General features: G+C 64.1%; 13 protein-coding genes. 8 read left to right on the forward strand and 5 right to left on the reverse strand.

The annotated features are described in order from the left end of the window. Window positions 1–93 precede the first annotated feature (93 nt). The 7 genes from ACIQUF_RS06180 to ACIQUF_RS06210 all read left to right on the forward strand — a co-directional run bounded on the left by ACIQUF_RS06180 (window position 94) and on the right by ACIQUF_RS06210 (window position 12,785). Window positions 94–2,262 carry a TonB-dependent siderophore receptor gene (locus tag ACIQUF_RS06180; protein ID WP_403129494.1) on the forward strand — a complete coding sequence of 723 codons (2,169 nt, stop codon included), beginning with the start codon at window positions 94–96 and terminating at the stop codon, window positions 2,260–2,262. Window positions 2,263–2,586: 324 nt separating this feature from the next. Continuing rightward, entirely contained in the window at window positions 2,587–5,223 is a 2,637-nt protein-coding gene (locus tag ACIQUF_RS06185) for a nitrate/nitrite transporter (RefSeq protein WP_403129497.1), read from the forward strand. Window positions 5,224–5,254: 31 nt separating this feature from the next. Then, a complete protein-coding gene (locus ACIQUF_RS06190) occupies window positions 5,255–9,019 on the forward strand; it encodes a nitrate reductase subunit alpha (protein WP_403129500.1) in 3,765 nt (1,254 codons plus the stop codon). Next, window positions 9,016–10,572, forward strand: coding sequence for a nitrate reductase subunit beta (gene narH / locus ACIQUF_RS06195; RefSeq protein ID WP_403129502.1), 1,557 nt, complete (start codon window positions 9,016–9,018; stop codon window positions 10,570–10,572). The genes ACIQUF_RS06190 and narH overlap by 4 nt, the downstream gene beginning before the upstream one ends. Beyond that, window positions 10,565–11,296, forward strand: a complete 732-nt coding sequence (narJ, locus tag ACIQUF_RS06200; RefSeq protein ID WP_403129504.1) for a nitrate reductase molybdenum cofactor assembly chaperone — start codon at window positions 10,565–10,567, stop codon at window positions 11,294–11,296. Before narH ends, narJ begins: the two co-directional genes overlap by 8 nt. Window positions 11,297–11,309: 13 nt before the next feature. Continuing rightward, entirely contained in the window at window positions 11,310–11,990 is a 681-nt protein-coding gene (gene narI / locus ACIQUF_RS06205; RefSeq protein ID WP_403129506.1) for a respiratory nitrate reductase subunit gamma, read from the forward strand. Window positions 11,991–12,002: 12 nt separating this feature from the next. After that, window positions 12,003–12,785 (forward strand): peptidylprolyl isomerase, encoded by a 783-nt coding sequence (locus tag ACIQUF_RS06210; protein WP_403129507.1) that lies wholly within the window; start codon window positions 12,003–12,005, stop codon window positions 12,783–12,785. Between the two features lie 98 nt (window positions 12,786–12,883). Here ACIQUF_RS06210 and ACIQUF_RS06215 read toward each other — a convergent pair whose 3' ends face one another. The 3 genes from ACIQUF_RS06215 to ACIQUF_RS06225 all read right to left on the reverse strand — a co-directional run bounded on the left by ACIQUF_RS06215 (window position 12,884) and on the right by ACIQUF_RS06225 (window position 15,591). After that, the gene (locus ACIQUF_RS06215; RefSeq protein ID WP_403129509.1) at window positions 12,884–13,855 is read right to left on the reverse strand and encodes a biotin-dependent carboxyltransferase family protein; all 972 of its coding nucleotides are present in this window, start codon (window positions 13,853–13,855) and stop codon (window positions 12,884–12,886) included. Continuing rightward, window positions 13,852–14,739 carry an allophanate hydrolase subunit 1 gene (locus tag ACIQUF_RS06220; protein WP_403129511.1) on the reverse strand — a complete coding sequence of 296 codons (888 nt, stop codon included), beginning with the start codon at window positions 14,737–14,739 and terminating at the stop codon, window positions 13,852–13,854. The genes ACIQUF_RS06215 and ACIQUF_RS06220 overlap by 4 nt, the downstream gene beginning before the upstream one ends. A gap of 93 nt (window positions 14,740–14,832) precedes the next feature. Continuing rightward, complete coding sequence (locus ACIQUF_RS06225; RefSeq protein WP_403129512.1) at window positions 14,833–15,591, reverse strand: 5-oxoprolinase subunit PxpA; 759 nt, start codon at window positions 15,589–15,591, stop codon at window positions 14,833–14,835. Window positions 15,592–15,710: 119 nt separating this feature from the next. Here ACIQUF_RS06225 and ACIQUF_RS06230 point away from each other — a divergent pair, with 119 nt between their 5' ends. Beyond that, window positions 15,711–16,628: a LysR family transcriptional regulator gene (locus ACIQUF_RS06230; protein WP_403129514.1), complete on the forward strand. Its 918-nt coding sequence runs from the start codon at window positions 15,711–15,713 to the stop codon at window positions 16,626–16,628. 4 nt (window positions 16,629–16,632) lie between these two features. On the opposite strand, the gene ACIQUF_RS06235 is transcribed toward ACIQUF_RS06230, so the two are convergent. Beyond that, complete coding sequence (locus tag ACIQUF_RS06235) at window positions 16,633–17,826, reverse strand: 3-hydroxybenzoate 6-monooxygenase (RefSeq protein ID WP_403129515.1); 1,194 nt, start codon at window positions 17,824–17,826, stop codon at window positions 16,633–16,635. A gap of 37 nt (window positions 17,827–17,863) precedes the next feature. Further along, window positions 17,864–18,505 carry a maleylacetoacetate isomerase gene (gene maiA / locus ACIQUF_RS06240; protein WP_403129516.1) on the reverse strand — a complete coding sequence of 214 codons (642 nt, stop codon included), beginning with the start codon at window positions 18,503–18,505 and terminating at the stop codon, window positions 17,864–17,866. Window positions 18,506–18,511 lie beyond the last annotated feature (6 nt).

Genomic DNA, 18,511 nt, shown 5'->3' on the forward strand with positions numbered 1-18,511 from the left:
TTTCACGCTGCGACAAATCCTGACACACTTATTGTTAATCGTTCTCATACGCACTATCAATAACTCTTAACACGCTATAGGAATTTGTCCCTCATGCAGTCGTCCTTCGCGCCCACGCGCCCTTTTCCAGCCCGCAATCTCCTCGCCATGGCCGTGTGCATGGCCATCGCCTCCCCGGCCCTGGCGGAAGATGACCAGCCCACTACCCTGGAACTGGGCGCCACCGAGATCAGCTCCAACCAACTGGGCAGCACCACCGAAGGTTCAAATTCCTACACAACCGGCAGCATGTCCACCGCCACCAAGCTGCCGCTGAGCCTGCGTGAAACGCCGCAAGCAGTTACCGTGATCACCCGCCAGCGCATGGACGACCAGGCGATGACCAGCATCAACGACGTGGTCAAGGCCACGCCAGGGCTGTACCTCGACTATTCCAGCGGCCCGGGTCGGCAGACCTACTCGGCGCGTGGCTTCGACATCGACAACCTGATGTACGACGGCATCCCCAGTGGTTATCAAGGCTGGACCGTTGGCGCGCAACCGAACCTGGCCATGTTCGACCGCGTCGAAGTCGTGCGTGGTGCAACCGGCCTGGTGACCGGCTCCGGCAACCCGTCGGCGGCGATCAACCTGGTGCGCAAACGCCCGCTGGCCGAGCAGAAGGTCACCCTGACCGGCGCCGCTGGCAGCTGGGACAACTACCGCGGTGAAATCGATGCCTCCAGCCCGCTCAACGACAGCGGCACGCTGCGTGGCCGCGTGGTAGCGTCGTACCGCGATGCCAACAGCTTCATCGATGATGTGGAAGAAGACCACGGCCTGTTCTATGGCATCACCGAAGCCGACCTGTCCGAAGACACCACGCTGACCCTCGGTTTCTCACACCAGAAGGACAAGACCAATTACTTCTGGGGCGCCATGCCCACGGCGCTGGACGGCCATCACATGGGCTTCTCGCGCTCCTACAACCCCGGTACCGACTGGGAGAACAAGGACCAGGAGATCAACACCGTCTTCGCCGAAGTGCGCCATCGCCTGGCCAATGACTGGAAGCTGCAGGTCAACACCAACTATTCCCAGCAGGACGCCACCTTCACCGGTTCCTACCAGTCGCGCTGGGCCGGGTTGAATGCGCCGCTGTCGCGCACGGTCTACCAGTCCAAGCACCAGGAAAACCAGGCCGGCGTCGACGGCTTCGTCAGCGGCCCGTTCGAAGCCTTCGGCCGCTCCCACGAACTGGTGGTCGGCGCCAGCAAGCGTATCTACGACATGGACACGCGCAACTACACCCCCTACGAGATGAACTACCCGCTCAATGGCGGCAAGCCCGACTTCGTGCACACTGGCAACACCCGTGAGGTCACCACCCAGGAAGGCGTGTACATGACCACCCGCCTGAGCCTGGCCGACCCGCTGAAACTGATCCTCGGTGGCCGCCTGGACTGGTACGACTATGACAACAAGGAAAGCAGCGCCGCCGACTACAAGGTCACCCGCAACGTCACCCGCTTTGCCGGCCTGATCTATGACCTGGACGATCATCACTCGGTGTATGTCAGCTACAGCGACATCTTCAACCCGCAAAGCTCCAAGGACGCCTCGGGCAGCCCGGTCAAGCCGATCGAGGGCAAAAACTACGAAATCGGTGTGAAGGGCGAGTACTTCGACGGCGCGTTGAACGCCAGCATTGCGCTGTTCCGCATCGACCAGGAAAACCGTGCCGTCGCGCAGACCGACCTGACCGGCTGCAATGACCCGACCAACTGCTACGTCGCCTCCGGCGAAGTGCGCAGCCAGGGCATCGACATGGAACTGCAAGGTGCGCTGACTCGCAACTGGCAGGTCGGTGCCGGCTACACCTACGCCCGTGCCCACACCATCAAGGATGCCGCCACCCCGGCCAACGTGAATCAGCGCTTCGACACCGATACGCCGGAGCACATGTTCAAGCTGACCACCACCTACCGCTTCGAAGGCCCGCTGGAGAAACTGCGTGTCGGTGGCAACATTTCCTGGCAGAGCCGGATCTACAACGACTTCACCGTTGCCGATGGCAGCGAGTACCGCCTGATACAGGGCTCCTACGCCGTCACCGACTTGATGGCTGGCTACCAGGTCAACAAGAACCTCGACCTTCAGCTCAATGCCAACAACGTGTTCGACCGCAAGTTCTACTCGGCCGTTGCTACCTCGGTGGACTACGCTGGCGACGTCTGGGGCAGCCCACGCAACATGATGCTGACAGCCAAATACAGCTTCTGATCGTTCACCTGGCGCAGGGACGCGCTATCTTTTCCGGGCATTCTCCATGCCTGGCCCACCTGGTAAATTTGCCAGTATCCACCCCGCCGTTATTCCAGCAACATCCCTCCAGCATGCACTGCAATGGCACGCTAAATTGGCGATCCGCAATATTGCCATCTAGCCTGTACCCGCAGATAGCAGCACCCATAAAAAGAGAAAGTGCAGTACCAACCGTGATTCAGCTGGCGAGTGGCGTTTTCCAGGAACGGGCTTGATCTGCCCCGGGTACGCTCTCGGCTGATGCACATCCGTCGCTCTTGCACCCCATAGGGAAGTGCTTGCATGGCCACGAATGTTCCAGCCCGAGACCAGTACCGCGCCCTTGGCCTGTCCACCCTGGCCTTCACCTTGTGCTTCGCCGTGTGGACGTTGTTCTCCATCCTCGGCCTGCAAATCAAGGACGAGTTCGCCCTCTCCGATACCCAACTGGGCCTGCTGATGGCCACGCCGGTGCTCACCGGTTCCATCTCGCGAATATTCCTCGGCCTGTGGACTGACCGTTATGGCGGCCGCTGGGTCTTCGGCCTGCTGATGCTGACGTCGGCGCTGTGCGTCTACCTGCTGACATTCGCCGACAGTTTCGCCTTGCTGCTGGTGGCCGCGCTCGGCGTTGGCCTGGCCGGCGGCGGTTTCATCGTCGGCACCGCCTACACCGCCACTTGGTTCGAGCCCGCCCGCCAGGGCACGGCGCTGGGCATCTTCGGTGCCGGCAACGTCGGCGCCGGTCTGACCAACCTGGCCGCGCCGCTGCTGATGCTGGCCTTGGGGTGGCGCGGCGCGGCGCTGGTGTATGCCAGCGTGCTGGCGATCATGGGCGTGCTGTTCATCCTGTTGGCCAAGAACGACCCCCAGAGCGACTCACGCCAGGCCCACCCGGTACCGCTGAGCGAGCAACTGGCACCGCTGACCGAACTGCGCGTATGGCGCTTTTCGCTGTACTACTTCTTCGTCTTCGGCGCCTTCGTCGCCCTGGCCTTGTGGTTGCCGCACTACCTGATGCAGGTCTACGGCCTGGGCCTGGCCGCCGCCGGTGTGGTGGCGGCGCTGTACACCGTGCCGGCGTCGCTGTTCCGCATCCTCGGCGGCTGGCTGTCGGACCGCCACGGCGCGCGCAAGGTGATGTACTGGACCCTGGGCATGTCGGTGCTGTGCACCTTCCTGCTCAGTTATCCACCCACCCGCTACAGCATTACCGGCGTGCGCGGCGAGATCGACTTCGCCATGCATTTGGGCCTGGTCGGCTTCACGTTGATCATCATGGTGCTGGGCTTCTTCATGTCGCTGGGCAAGGCGGCGGTGTTCAAGCACATCCCCAGCTACTACCCGCAGCACGTCGGCGTGGTCGGCGGGCTGGTCGGCATGATGGGCGGCCTTGGCGGCTTCCTGCTGCCGCTGACCTTCGGCATGCTCAACGACGTGGTCGGCATCTGGCAAAGCTGTTTCATGCTGCTGTTCCTGATCGCTGCCGGTGCACTGGCGTGGATGCATTACGCCATCCGCATGGCCGAGCGCGTGGAATGGGCCGCGCGCAGCGAATCCCGCGACCTGCCGGAGCTGTCCACGCCCAGCAGTTTTGTCCTGCGTGAGTGGCACCCGGAAGACCCGGCGTTCTGGGAGGCGACCGGCAAACGCATCGCCACCCGCAACCTGTGGATCTCGATCCCCAACCTGCTGCTGGGCTTCGCCATCTGGATGGTCTGGTCGGTGGTGGTGGCCAAGCTTCCGCTGGCAGGCTTCGACTACACACCCAACCAACTGTTCTGGCTGGCCGCCCTACCCGGTTTGTCGGGCGCTACCCTGCGGATTTTCTACAGCTTCATGGTGCCGATCTTCGGTGGCCGGCGCTGGACTGCGATGTCGACGGCCTCGCTGCTGGTGCCAGCGCTGTGGATCGGCTTCGCCGTGCAGAACCCTGAAACGCCCTATCTGGTGATGCTGATCCTGGCCCTGCTGTGCGGCCTGGGCGGCGGCAACTTCTCGTCGAGCATGGCCAACATCTCGTTCTTCTTCCCCAAGCAGGCCAAGGGCGGCGCCATGGGCCTGAATGCCGGGCTGGGCAACCTGGGTGTCAGCGTCATGCAGTTTCTGGTGCCGCTGGTGATCACCGCCGGGGTGTTCGGCAGCCTGGGCGGGGCGCCGCAAGTCACTACGCAAGGCACACCGCTGTGGTTGCAGAACGCCGGGTTCATCTGGGTGCCGTTCATCCTCGCCGCCGCCGTGGCCGCCTGGTTCGGCATGAACGACATCGCCAGTGCCAAGTCGTCGTTCAGTGACCAGTTGGCGATCTTCAAGCGTAAACATACCTGGCTGATGAGCGTGCTCTACACCGGCACCTTCGGCAGCTTCATCGGCTTCTCGGCGGGCTTCCCGCTGTTGGCCGGGCACTTGTTCCCCGATGTCGACATTCTCAAATACGCCTTCCTCGGCCCGCTGATCGGCGCCCTCTCGCGGGCGTTCTCCGGTGGCTTGGCCGACCGTTTCGGCGGCGGGCGCATCAGCCTGTGGGTGTACGTGGCCATGGCCGCCTGCGTCTGCGGCGTGTTGTGGTTCATCGCCCTGGGCAGCTTCTGGGGTTTCCTGGCGATGTTCCTGCTGCTGTTCTTCTTCTCCGGTGTCGGCAATGCCAGCACCACGCAGATGATCCCGGCGATCTTCCGCGTGCAGACGCCGCGCCTGTTCCCGCACCTGCCGCAGGAACAACAGGCGCTGATGAGCGAAAAAGAATCCGCCGCCGCCGTGGGCTTCATTTCGGCCGTGGCCGCCTACGGCGGTTTTTTCATACCCAAGTCGTTCGGCAGCTCGTTCGACCTCACCGGCGGCCCACAGTGGGCGCTGTACGGGTTCATCGTGTTCTACCTGCTGTGCATCGTGCTGACGTGGTTCTACTACACCCGCGCCAACGCCGAGGTGCGCTGCTAACCGTTGTGCGTAACCGTCACGGAGGAAAGCCATGAGTTTCTTCATCGACCGCCTGCGCTACCTGGTCAAACGCCCACCCGAGTTCGCCGACGGCCATGGTGAAACCCGCGATGAAAGCCGCAACTGGGAAGACAGTTACCGCCAACGCTGGCAATACGACAAGATCGCCCGCTCGACCCACGGGGTGAACTGCACCGGCTCGTGCAGCTGGAAGGTGTACGTCAAGAATGGCCTGGTCACCTGGGAAACCCAGCAAACCGACTACCCACGCACCCGCCCTGACCTGCCCAACCACGAACCGCGTGGCTGCCCGCGTGGCGCCAGTTATTCGTGGTACCTGTACAGCGCCAACCGGCTCAAGTACCCGATGGTGCGCAAGGCGCTGATCCAGCTGTGGCGCGAAGCGTTGGCCGAGCAGCCCGACCCGGTGCTGGCCTGGGCCAGCATCGTTGAGGACCCGGCCAAAGCCCAGCAATACAAGTCGATCCGTGGCCGTGGCGGCTTCGTGCGCAGCGACTGGGACGAACTGCAGACGCTGGTCGCCGCGTCCAATGTCTACACCGTCAAACAATACGGCCCCGACCGGGTGGCAGGCTTTTCGCCGATCCCGGCCATGTCGATGGTCAGCTACGCCGCCGGCACCCGCTACCTGTCGCTGATCGGCGGGGTGTGCCTGTCGTTCTACGACTGGTACTGCGACCTGCCGCCCGCCTCGCCGCAAGTGTGGGGCGAGCAGACCGACGTGCCGGAATCGGCCGACTGGTACAACTCCGGCTACATCATCGCCTGGGGCTCAAACGTCCCACAAACCCGCACCCCTGACGCACACTTCTTCACCGAGGTGCGCTACAAGGGCACCAAGACCATCGCCATCACCCCCGACTACGCCGAAATCGCCAAGCTCTGCGACGAGTGGATGAGCGCCAAGCAAGGCACCGACGCCGCCCTGGCCATCGCCATGGGCCATGTGATCTTCAAGGAATTCCACCTCGACAACCCCAGCGCCTACTTCACCGACTACATCCGCCGCTACAGCGACATGCCGATCCTGGTCGAGCTGGAACAGCGCGAGGACGGCACGCTGGTGCCTGGCAAGCAACTGCGCGCCAGCGACTTTGCCGGCAACCTGGAACAGGCCAACAACCCCGAGTGGAAGACTATCGCCTGGGATGAGCAAAGCGAGCGCCTGGTGGTACCGCGCGGCTCGATCGGATTCCGCTGGGGTGAAAGCGGCCACTGGAACCTGGAATCGGTCGATGCGGAAGGCAGCGAGGTACAGTTGTGCCTGTCACTGCTGGGCCGCCATGACGAAGTGGCGCGGGTGGCCTTCCCGTACTTTGGCGGCATCGAGCGCGAGCATTTCGCCCATGTGCCCGTGCGAGACGTGCTCTATCACCACATCCCGGCCAAGCGCCTGCGCCTGGCCGATGGCCGCGAGGTGCTGGCGGTCACCGTGTTCGACCTCACCGCCGGCAACTACGGCATCGACCGCGGCCTGACTGCCACCGTCGGCGGCAGCAGTGCGGACGACGGCGCCACCGGCTATGACCAGCTCAAGCCCTACACCCCGGCCTGGCAACAGGCGATCACCGGGGTCAAGGCCGAGCAGATGATCCGCATAGCCCGCGAGTTCGCCAGCAACGCCGACAAGACCCACGGCCGCTCCATGATCATTGTCGGTGCCGGGATGAACCACTGGTACCACATGGACCTGAACTACCGCGGGCTGATCAACATGCTGATCCTCTGCGGTTGCGTAGGTAAAAGCGGCGGCGGCTGGTCGCACTATGTGGGCCAGGAAAAACTGCGCCCGCAAACCGGCTGGACGCCTCTGGCCTTTGCCCTCGACTGGCACCGCCCGCCGCGTCACATGAACAGCACGTCGTTCTTCTACAACCACTCCAGCCAGTGGCGCTACGAGAAGCTTGAGGTCAAGGATCTGCTGTCCCCACTGGCGCGCCACGAGGACTTCAGCGGCAGCCTGGTGGACTACAACGTGCGCGCCGAACGCATGGGCTGGCTGCCCTCGGCGCCGCAGCTGGGCATCAACCCACTACGCCTGGCCGCCGCCGCGCAAGCCGCCGGCCAGAGCAGCGCCGACTACACCGTCAGCCAGCTGAAAAGCGGCCAGCTGCGCTTTGCCAGCGAAGACCCGGACAACCCGCAGAACCACCCGCGCAACCTGTTCGTCTGGCGCTCGAACCTGCTCGGCTCGTCCGGCAAGGGCCACGAATACATGCTCAAGTACTTGCTGGGCACGCGCAACGGCGTACTCGGCAAGAACCTCGGCGAAGTCGGCGGGCACAAGCCTGAAGAAGTGGTGTGGAAAGACGACGCCATCGAGGGCAAGCTCGACCTGGTGGTGACCCTGGACTTCAGGATGTCCACCACCTGCCTGTACTCGGACGTGGTGCTGCCCACGGCCACCTGGTACGAGAAGGACGACCTCAACACCTCCGACATGCACCCCTTCATCCACCCGCTGACCGCCGCCACCGACCCGGCCTGGGAAGCGCGCAGCGACTGGCAGATCTACGACGGCATCGCCAAGGCTTTTGCCCGCGTCTGCGTCGGCCACCTGGGCGAGGAAACAGACCTGGTCACCCTGCCCCTGCAGCACGACAGCCCCGGTGAGCTGGCCCAGCCCGAGGTGCGCGACTGGAAAAAGGGCGAATGCGAGGCGATCCCCGGCAAGACCATGCCCTCGCTGATCGAGGTCAAGCGCAACTACCCCGAAACCTACGAGCGCTTCAGCTCGGTCGGCCCGCTGCTCGATACGCTCGGCAATGGCGGCAAGGGCATCGCCTGGAGGACCGAGGAAGAAGTCGAACTGCTCGGCAAGCTCAACTACCACAAGCACGAAGGCTCGGCCGCCGGCCGCCCGCGCCTGGCCTCGGCGCTGGACGCCGCCGAGATGATCCTCACCCTGGCCCCGGAAACCAATGGCCAAGTGGCGGTCAAGGCCTGGGAGGCGCTGTCGAAGATCACCGGCCGCGAACACAGCCACCTGGCGCGGCGCAAGGAAGAGGAGAAAATCCGCTTCCACGACCTGGTCGCGCAGCCGCGCAAGATCATCTCCAGCCCCACCTGGTCGGGTCTGGAAGATGAACACGTGAGCTACAACGCCTGCTACACCAACGTCCACGAACTGATCCCGTGGCGCACCCTCACCGGCCGCCAGCAGTTCTACCAGGACCACCCGTGGATGCGTGCGTTCGGCGAAAGCCTGATGGTCTATCGCCCGCCAATCGACACCAAGGCCGCCGCCAGCGTCGCCGCGCCCAAGCCCAACGGAAATCCGGAAATCGCCCTGAACTGGCTGACCCCGCACCAGAAATGGGGCATCCATTCCACTTACAGCGACAACCTGCTGATGCAGACCCTCTCGCGCGGCGGGCCGATCGTGTGGATCAGCGAAGACGACGCACGCAGCATCGGCGTGGCCGACAACGACTGGATCGAGCTGTACAACGCCAACGGCGCCATTGCTGCCCGCGCGGTGGTCAGCCAACGGGTGCGTCCGGGCATGGCGATGATGTACCACGCCCAGGAACGCATCGTGAACATCCCGGGCTCCGAAGTCACCGGCACCCGTGGCGGCATCCACAACTCGGTGACACGCGTGTGCCCCAAGCCGACCCACATGATCGGCGGCTACGCCCAGCTTTCGTACGGCTTCAACTACTACGGCACGGTGGGCTCGAACCGCGACGAATTCGTCATCGTGCGCAAGATGCACCGGGTCGACTGGCTCGACGGCGAAGGCAACGACTACCAGCAGGAGGCCGTAAAATGAAAATCCGCTCGCAAGTGGGCATGGTCCTCAACCTCGACAAGTGCATCGGTTGCCATACCTGCTCGGTCACCTGCAAGAACGTCTGGACCAGCCGCGAAGGCGTCGAGTACGCCTGGTTCAACAACGTCGAGACCAAGCCCGGCATCGGTTACCCCAAGGAGTGGGAAAACCAGAAGAAGTGGCGCGGCGGTTGGGTACGCAACGCCGATGGCACGATCAACCCCGGCATCGGCGGCAAGTGGCGGGTGCTGGCGAACATCTTCGCCAACCCCGACCTGCCGGAAATCGACGACTACTACGAGCCGTTCACCTTCGACTACGAGCACCTGCACACCGCCAAGAGCGGTGATCACCAGCCGGTGGCACGGCCACGCTCGCTGATTTCCGGCCAGCGCATGAAAAAGATCGAATGGGGCCCGAACTGGGAGGAACTGCTCGGCACCGAGTTCGCCAAGCGCCGCCGCGACGTCAACTTCGACCAGGTGCAGGCGGACATCTACGGCCAGTTTGAAAACACCTTCATGATGTACCTGCCCAGGCTTTGCGAGCACTGCCTGAACCCAGCCTGCGTGGCTTCATGCCCCAGCGGCGCGATCTACAAGCGCGAAGAGGACGGCATCGTCCTGATCGACCAGGACAAGTGCCGCGGCTGGCGCATGTGCGTCAGCGGCTGCCCGTACAAGAAGATCTACTACAACTGGAAGAGCGGCAAATCCGAGAAGTGCATCTTCTGTTACCCGCGCATCGAGACCGGCCAACCCACCGTGTGCTCGGAGACCTGCGTGGGGCGCATCCGCTACCTGGGTGTACTGCTGTACGACGCCGACCGTATCGAAGAAGTGGCCGCCTCGGCCGATGACCGCGACCTGTACCACCGCCAGTGCGACATCTTCCTAGACCCGCACGACCCGGCGGTAATCGCCCAGGCGCGCAAGGACGGCGTGCCGGACAACGTGATCAGCGCGGCGCAGGCCTCGCCGGTCTACAAGTTGGCAATCGACTGGCAACTGGCCCTGCCACTGCACCCGGAATACCGTACGCTGCCGATGGTGTGGTATGTACCACCATTGTCGCCCATCCAGTCCGCTGCCGAGGCCGGGCACGTGGAGTTCGACGGCATACTGCCGAAGATCGAGTCGCTGCGCATTCCGGTGCGCTACCTGGCCAACATGCTCACCGCTGGCGAAGAAGCGCCGGTGGTTTTGGCGCTCAAGCGGCTGATGGCAATGCGCGTGTACATGCGCGCCAAGCATGTCGACGGCACCTTGAACACTGCGGTTCTGGACCAGGTGGGGCTGAGCCAGCAGCAGGTCGAGGACATGTACCGCTACCTGGCCATCGCCAACTATGAAGACCGCTTTGTCATCCCTACCGGCCACCGTGAACAAGTACCAGACGTGTTCGCCGAACGCAGCGGCTGCGGCTTCACCTTCGGTGACGGCTGCAATGGCGGGCGCAACGAAACCAGCCTGTTCGGCGGTCGCAAGCAGACCACCACACTGGTCAAGCCGGTGCAGACCTTCGACCCGCTGGAGGACAGCCGCCATGGATGAAGGCCTGCTGAGCCTGCGCGTGCTGGCGCGCCTGCTCGACTACCCAAGCGCCGAGCTGCTGGCCGCCAGTCCGGAGCTGATCGCGCTCATTCAAGGCGAAACGCGTTGGCCCGCGCCCCTGCGCGCCGAGCTGTCGCACTGGTGCGACGAGCTGGCGGGCAGCGAACTGCTCGACCTCGAAGAAGCCTACGTGGAGATGTTCGACCGCGGCCGGGCGGTATCGCTGCTGCTGTTCGAGCACGTGCATGGCGAGTCCCGCGACCGCGGCCAGGCGATGGTCAATCTGCTGGCCGAGTACGCGGCGGCAGGCTTCCAGCTGGACGCCCGCGAACTGCCCGACCACCTGCCGCTGTTTCTCGAATACCTCTCCACCCGCCCGGAAGCCGAAATTGGCCAATGGCTGGGCGAGATCCAGCCGATCCTCGCCCTGCTCGGTGCGCGCCTGGAAGAGCGCAACAGCCGCTACGCCCTGGTGCCGCATGCCCTGCTGACGCTGATCGGCGCCAGCGACAGCATTGCTGACCTGCGCCCGGCCGCCAGTGCCGAGCCGCCAGACAACACGCCCCAGGCCCTGGACGCCGTGTGGGAAGAAGAAGCGGTGCGTTTCGAGGCCCAGTCCGATCAGGACTGCAGCCTGCAATCGGCCGAAGGCCGTCGTCTGGCCGAGCGCAAGTACCAGGCCATCCCCCAGGTCATCCAGGTCATCCCGCCCAGCGGCCCATGAACGGAGGTGCATCATGTTCGAGGAATATCTGCTTCACCTGGTCTACGGCTACTACCCCTACCTGGCAGGCACGGTATTCCTGCTCGGCAGCCTGTACCGCTTCGACCACGGCCAGTACACCTGGAAGACAGGGTCCAGCCAGATGCTGTCGAGCAAGAACATGCGCCTGGCCAGCAACCTGTTTCACATCGGCATCCTGACGATTTTCTTCGGCCACCTGTTCGGCCTGCTGACACCGCACTGGGTGTACGGCCCGTTCCTCTCGGCCGGTCACAAACAGCTGATGGCGATCATCATCGGCGGCGTGGCCGGGGTGCTGTGCGTGGTCGGCGGTGCGATGCTGCTCTGGCGGCGGCTGTTCAACCCGCGGGTGCAAGCCTCGTCCAGCACCATGGACAACGCGATCCTCATCCTGCTGCTGTTGCAGGCGTGCCTGGGGCTGGTGACGATCTTCTTCTCCTATGGCCACCTGGACGGCGCCATGATGCTGACCCTGGCCAACTGGGCGCAGGCGATCGTGTTGTTCAATGGCGACGCGGCCACCTACCTGAACGACACGCCGCTGATCTTCAGGCTGCATATCTTCCTGGGCCTGACCATCATCCTGCTGTTCCCCTTCACCCGCCTGGTGCATGTATGGAGCATCCCGCTGGGGTACCTGGGGCGCAATTACCAGATCGTTCGGCGGCGCTGAGGAGTGACGAACATGGAGATGATTGCAGTCGAGACGCTACCGGACAGCCCGGCCGTGGTGATCCGGGTGGGCGACACCTTGCTCAGCGAAGCGGATATTGCCAAGGAGACGCCCTTTCATCCGGCGGGGTCATTGCTCGAAGCGCAGCGCAGTGCCGCCCGTGCGCTGGTGGTGCGCGAGCTGTTGAACCAGCGGGCTGCGGTGCTGGGGTTGCAACCGGGTGATGAAACCGTGGCGCAGTTGCTGGACAGTGAACTGAACGTGCCTGAGGCAAGTGAGGCCGACAGCCAGCGGTATTTCAACAGCCACCGCGAGCGCTTTTGCCAACCGGCGCGGATCAAGGTGCGGCATATCCTGCTGCCCGCCGCGCCGGAGGATGCCCGGGCGCGGGATGCGCATTACCGGTTGGGCGAGCAGTTGCAGGCGGAACTCGTTGAGCATCCCGAGCGGTTTACCGAACTGGCGCAGCGCCACTCGGCCTGCCCTTCGAAGGACCAAGGCGGCGAGCTGGGCTGGGTTAGTTCAGGGCAGACGGTGGCAGAGCTGGATCAGGTGCTGCAGCGGTTGCCGGTGGGTTTGCACGATCGGCCATTGGCGTCGCGCTATGGCTGGCATGTAGTGAGTGTGGATGAGCGAGTCGAGCGGATGCCGCTGCCTTATGAGCAGGTGGCGGAGCGGGTGCGCCAGTGTTTGCGCGAAGAGGCGACGCGGCGGGCGTTGCGCGAGTATCTGTTGGCGCTGGAGGCGGAATTTGGAGTTGAGGGATTTCGGCTTGAGGATCCGGCCTCTTCATAGCCTGTACTGGCCTCTTCGCGGCTGAAGCCGCTTCTACAGATACAGTGGGGTAACTGTAGGAGCGGCTTCAGCCGCGAAAAGGGCGGTACAGTCACTCATCAACCAAACAACCTGCCCAGATACCCGAGCTTCTTCTTGTACGACCGCCGCGCCTCCAGCGCCTGCTCCATGCTCACCGGCAAGAACCGCGCCTGCTGATTGGGCTGCATCTGCCCGATCAAATCCAGGTCCGCGCTGATCACCGTGCCGATCATGGCATACCCCCCACCCGACACCGCATCCCGGTGCAGGATGATCGGCTCCAGCCCCGCCGGCACCTGGATCGAACCGATCGGGTAGCAGCTGTCGACGATATTGGAAGGGTCCGAACCGGCACCAAACGGCTGCTCACGGGGCTGGAAACTCAGCGCGCTGCCGCCCCGGTAGCGGTAACCGATGCGGTCGGCTTCGGAACCCACGGTCCAGGCATCGGTAAAGAAGCTTTTCGCCGCTGCCTCGGTCAGGCGATGGAAGTACAAACCCGGCACCACCCGCAACACCACCTCACCGCCCAGCGCCTGGCGCAGGGCCATGGGTAAACTGGCGCCGACGTGGCTCTTGCCGCTGGGCACGCCGACCGGCAACACATCACCGGCCACCAGCTTGCGGCCATTGAAACCGCCCAGCGCCCCCAATGCATACGTGGACCGGCTACCCAGCACTTCAGGCACATCTATGCCTCCTGCTACGGCAATGTAGGCACGCGCCCCCGCTGTGGGGAAACCGAAGCGCAGCACTTGCCCTGCCCTGACCGCAAACGCAGTATCGGGCCGCTGCTCACGCTCATCGAGCAGCGCCGGCATCTGCGCGCCGCACACCGCCACCAGGGCGTCCTGCAGAAACTCCAGCTCCGGCCCCACCAGCGCGCACTCAAGGCCGGCAGCACTCGCCGGGTTGCCGACCAACTGATTGGCCGCACGCAACGCATACTGATCGAGCGCGCCGGAGGGCGGGATGCCCAGGTGGTAATAGCCTTCGCGGCCGAGGTCCTGCACCGAAGTCGCCAGGCCAGGTTTGCGTACCTTGATCATGCCAGCGCCTCCTGCAACGTCTTGGGATAGCCGACCGGGTCGGCGAGAAATGCATCCAGGGAAAATTCCACCTGGCGAATGCGCAGGTCGAAATGGCCGTCCTCGACATTCGCCACCGCCTGGTCGTAGGCCTGGCGGTCTATGGGTTTGAATTGCACGATGTCGCCGGGGCGGAAGAACACCATGTGTTCCTTCAGGTAGCTCAGGGTCTGCTGGGGATCGTAGATCGGTGCCGGGGTGACGCCGAACATCTGGTAGCCCCCTGCCCCGCGCACCGAGTAGATGCAACCGAAACAGCCCCCATGGCCGAGGGTCAGTTTTGGCGTGTCGGTGCGTGGCCGCAGGTACTTGGGCACCTGCAACTGGCGCTCGCGCTCGACCATCTGGAACATGAACGGCAGACCGGCGACGAAACCGACCATCGATACGAACCACGGCGCGCCGCTGTGCGCAGCGATGAACGCCTCGACACCGGCCAGGCCGTTGATCCGCGCCGCGTATTCCAGGTCGGTGCTGTGCGGGTCCTGGTGGCGGTCGCGAAAACGCATGAGGGTTTCGTGGGTCCAGGGGTCGTTGTACAGCACCGGGATTTCGATGATGCGGGTGTGCAGCGAGCGCTCGGCCACCGCCTCGGCTTCGGCGCCGCGCACGGCTTCGAGCAGGGCGTCGGGCGCGATGCGGTCGGGGTCGAAGCGAATCTGGAACGAGGCGTTGGCCAGGCAGATGTCGAGCACGCCCTCCAGCCCCAGGCGCTCCACCGCGCGGGTGACGGCCATGCCCTTGAAGAAGGCTTCCAGCGACATGCTGTCGCTGACCTCGGCGAACAGGTGCTCGTCGGCACCGAAGCTGTAGCGGATCGGGGTACTGGCAAGCGGCTCGGCCATGTCTGCTCCTTTTCTTGGAATCTTTATCGTAAGGCAGGCAAAAACAATGCTGTACAGCGGCACCGGTGTCTGTGCACCGGGTGCCCTTGAAACTCAACGCGGCCTGCGCACCTCGATGCCGGCGGCGTCCAGTGCCGCACGCGTAGCCTCGACCAGGCACAGGGCGCCAGGGGTGTCGCTGTGCAGGCAGATGGAGTCGAATTCGATGGTCAGGTCCTGCCCTTCTACCGTGCGCACCACGCCCTCCTGGCAGGCGCGCAGCACGCGCTTGGCGACCGCTTGCGGCTCATAGCCGCGCACATTGCGGGTGAAGACGATGGAGCCACTCAGGTCGTACTCGCGGTCGGCATAGAACTCGCGCACCACCGGCTGGCCGAGTTCCTGTGCAACTCGGCAGATCACCGAACCGGGCATGCAATACAACAGCAACTCGGGCTCGATGACCTGCAGGTTCTGCACCAGAAGCCGCGCGGCCTCTTCGTCGCGGGCCAGGTGCATGTACAGCGCACCATGCGGTTTGATGTGCTGCAGGCGGACCCCTTGCGCACGGGCAATTTCACGCAACGCACCCAACTGGTAAAGCATGTCGTCGACCAGCTCCTGGGCCGGCGCATTGATGTGCCGGCGGCCGAAACCGACCAGGTCACGGAAGCCCGGATGCGCGCCCACCGCCACACCCAGCGCCTTGGCCCGCTCCACCGTGCGACGCATGGTGCCAGGATCGCCAGCGTGGAAGCCGGTGGCGATGTTGGCCGAACTGATAAAGGCCATCAGTTCGTTGTCGACACCGTCGCCGATGGTCCACGGGCCGAAGCCCTCGCCCATGTCAGAGTTGAAGTCTACTGCCTGCATGCCTGCGCTCCTGGTGCTTGTGACTGTGTGCAGGCCACGTTAGATTCTCTGCCACCCCTTGGGAAGATTTATAAAAAGATAGGGTGTCTTCGGAAAATCAGATACTCCAGGAGTGCTTCGTGTCGTTGACCCTGCGCCAGGTCCGCTATTTTGTCGCCACCGCCGAGATCGGCCAGATCTCCCAGGCAGCGATCCACCTGAATATTTCCCAGTCGGCGGTGACCACCGCGATCAAGGAGCTGGAGGCGATGCTCGGCGCGCTGTTGTTCCAGCGCTCGCCCCAGGGCATGAGCTTGACCGACGCGGGCCGGCACTTTCTCAACCGCGCCTATGTGATCCTGCGCAGTGTCGACGATGCACTGAACAGCCCGTTACCGGACGTGCGCGCCAGCGGCCTGCTGCGCCTTGCCGCAAGCTACACCGTGATCGGCTACTTCCTGCCGCATCACCTGCAGCGCCTTGAACACTGGCATCCGGATGTGACGCTGGAGGTGCACGAGCAGGAGCGCAGCGCCATTGAACAGGGCCTGCTGGAAAGCCGTTTCGACATGGCCGTGGTGCTCACCGCCAACCTCACCCACCCGGATATCGTCTCGGAAACCCTGTTCAATTCCGAGCGCCGACTGTGGCTGCCCAGCCATCATCCGCTGTGCGAACGCTCTGCCGTCAGCCTGGCCGACGTCGCCCGCGAGCCCTTCATTCTGCTGACCGTGGACGAAGCCGAACAAAGTGCCATGCGTTACTGGGAACTGGCCGGCCAGCGGCCCAGCGTGCGCGTACGCACCAGCTCGGTGGAAGCGGTGCGCAGCATGGTTGCCAACGGCAGCGGCGTGGCGATCCTTTCAGACCTGGTGCACCGGCCCTGGTCGCTGGAAGGCAAACGCATCGAAACCGTTACCATCAGCGACCCGGTGACGCCCATGAGCGTGGGTTTGGCCTGGCACCGCGAACGGGCCTTCAGCCCAGCGATGCAGGCGCTGCGCAACTACTTCCACGATGCCTTCCTGGCGCCGCAGCAGCTTTCAGCGCGGCGGTGATCGCTCACCGCTTCATGCAGCTATCGATGTTCCAGCCATACAGCCACTGCACAGCATCGTAGAACTGCGCTTGCCCCCGCCCTTCCCACAGCTGGTTGCGCACCAGCCGCTCGACACCCTTGGCGTGGTACAGCCGGCCCATCTCCCGCGCCGACCACAGTACCCGTGCGGTGCGTGGGATGCGGATCGATTCGTAGAGGCGAAACGCTGCTTGCAGGTCATGTTCACAGGTCTTCACGGCCTGGCCCAGCACCACAGCATCCTCCAGTGCCATGCACGCGCCCTGCGCCAGGTACTGGGTCATCGGATGTGCAGCATCGCCAAGCAGGGTGGCGCGGCCTTCGCCCCACTGCGCCACCGGGTCGCGGTCGGCGGTGGCCCAGCGGCGCCATGAAGTCGGTCGGTCGAGCATTTGCCGAGGCCGCGCGTGGATGCCTTCGAAGTACGACAGCACTTCGTCCTTGCTGCCATCGGTGACGCCCCACTGCTCCTCGTCACGACTGTGGAAGGTGACCACCAAGTTGTACTGCTGGCCACCGCGCAACGGGTAATGCACCAGGTGGCAATGCGGGCCGGCCCACAACATCGGCGCGTTGACGCGCAGGTCCTCGGGCATGTTGTCGACGTCCACCACCGCGCGGTACACCACATGCCCGGTCACCCGCGCCGGGTCGCCGACCATGCGCTCGCGCACCACCGACTTGACACCATCGCAGCCAATCACCGCATCGGCCTGGTAGCGGTTGCCTTTGCTGTCGGTCAGGGTCACGCCGTGGTCGTCCATCTCAAAGCCGGCGATCTGGGTCGAGGTCTGGAAGCGAATCAGCGGGTTCTGGCGTACCGCTTCGAGGATCGACAGGTGAATGTCGGCGCGGTGGATCACCCCGTAGGGGTTGCCGAAGCGTTGCCGGAAGGGTTCGCCGACGTCGACCCGCGCCACTTCGTGGGCATCGAGGGCGTCCATCATGATCAGGTGGTCGGTGAACACCGAGCGGCTGCGCGCCGCTTCGCCGACGCCCAGGGCGTCCAGTGCCGCGTAGGCATTCGGGCCAAGCTGGATACCGGCGCCGATTTCGCCGATATGGTCAGCCTGTTCCAGCAGCAGGACGCGGATGCCCTGGGCTGTCAGGGCCTGGGCAGCGGCAAGGCCGCCGATGCCGCCGCCGACGATGATGATCTGTTGTTGCCTGGCAGTCATGGTTTGTGTCTCCGTGCAGGTTTGCAACCTGGGTTTCTTATTGGATGAAATCGGGCTGGCGTTCGGGCGCGGCCTGTTGGAACGCGGCCTGTGCCTGGCAATGCTGGTACACCGCCATGACCTTGGGGTAGGCCTGCAGGTCGCAGCCCATGCGGGCGGCATTGGCCACCTGCGGGACCAGGCAGCAGTCGGCCAGGGTGGGTGTGGCACCAAAGCAGAACGGGCCATCGCCGTGGCGTTGCAGCAACGCTTCCAGTGCCGCCAGGCCTTCGGCCACCCAGTGCGCATACCAGCGGTCCTTGTCCTCGGCGCGGACGCCCAGCTCACGCTGCAAGTAGCCAAGTACGCGCACGTTGTTCAGCGGGTGGATGTCGCAGGCGACCAGTTGCGCAGCTTCCAGCACCCGAGCACGCAACAGCGGGGCGCTGGGCAGCAGCGGCACCTGGGGGTACAGGGCGTCGAGATAGTCGATGATCGCCAGTGACTGGGTCAGGCTGACCCCGTCGTCGCCAACCAGCACCGGCACCCCACCGATCGGGCTGAGTTCGCGGTGCTGTGGCTGGCGTTGTTCGCCAGTGCGCAGGTTGACCCTGTGGTAGTCGGATGCCAGGCCTTTGAGTGCCAGGGCGATACGCACCCTGTAAGAGGTGGAGCTGTTGAAGAAACTGTAAAGCTGCATGGCGCA

This window comes from Pseudomonas sp. NPDC090233 (assembly GCF_044772285.1).
GTDB lineage: Bacteria > Pseudomonadota > Gammaproteobacteria > Pseudomonadales > Pseudomonadaceae > Aquipseudomonas.

Coding starts and splice junctions, on each gene's coding strand:
- ACIQUF_RS06180 (WP_403129494.1), top strand. CDS start 94: ATGCAGTCGTCCTTCGCGCCCACGCGCCCTTTTCCAGCCCGCAATCTC.
- ACIQUF_RS06185 (WP_403129497.1), top strand. CDS start 2,587: ATGGCCACGAATGTTCCAGCCCGAGACCAGTACCGCGCCCTTGGCCTG.
- ACIQUF_RS06190 (WP_403129500.1), top strand. CDS start 5,255: ATGAGTTTCTTCATCGACCGCCTGCGCTACCTGGTCAAACGCCCACCC.
- narH (WP_403129502.1), top strand. CDS start 9,016: ATGAAAATCCGCTCGCAAGTGGGCATGGTCCTCAACCTCGACAAGTGC.
- narJ (WP_403129504.1), top strand. CDS start 10,565: ATGGATGAAGGCCTGCTGAGCCTGCGCGTGCTGGCGCGCCTGCTCGAC.
- narI (WP_403129506.1), top strand. CDS start 11,310: ATGTTCGAGGAATATCTGCTTCACCTGGTCTACGGCTACTACCCCTAC.
- ACIQUF_RS06210 (WP_403129507.1), top strand. CDS start 12,003: ATGGAGATGATTGCAGTCGAGACGCTACCGGACAGCCCGGCCGTGGTG.
- ACIQUF_RS06215 (WP_403129509.1), bottom strand. CDS start 13,855: ATGATCAAGGTACGCAAACCTGGCCTGGCGACTTCGGTGCAGGACCTC.
- ACIQUF_RS06220 (WP_403129511.1), bottom strand. CDS start 14,739: ATGGCCGAGCCGCTTGCCAGTACCCCGATCCGCTACAGCTTCGGTGCC.
- ACIQUF_RS06225 (WP_403129512.1), bottom strand. CDS start 15,591: ATGCAGGCAGTAGACTTCAACTCTGACATGGGCGAGGGCTTCGGCCCG.
- ACIQUF_RS06235 (WP_403129515.1), bottom strand. CDS start 17,826: ATGACTGCCAGGCAACAACAGATCATCATCGTCGGCGGCGGCATCGGC.
- maiA (WP_403129516.1), bottom strand. CDS start 18,505: ATGCAGCTTTACAGTTTCTTCAACAGCTCCACCTCTTACAGGGTGCGT.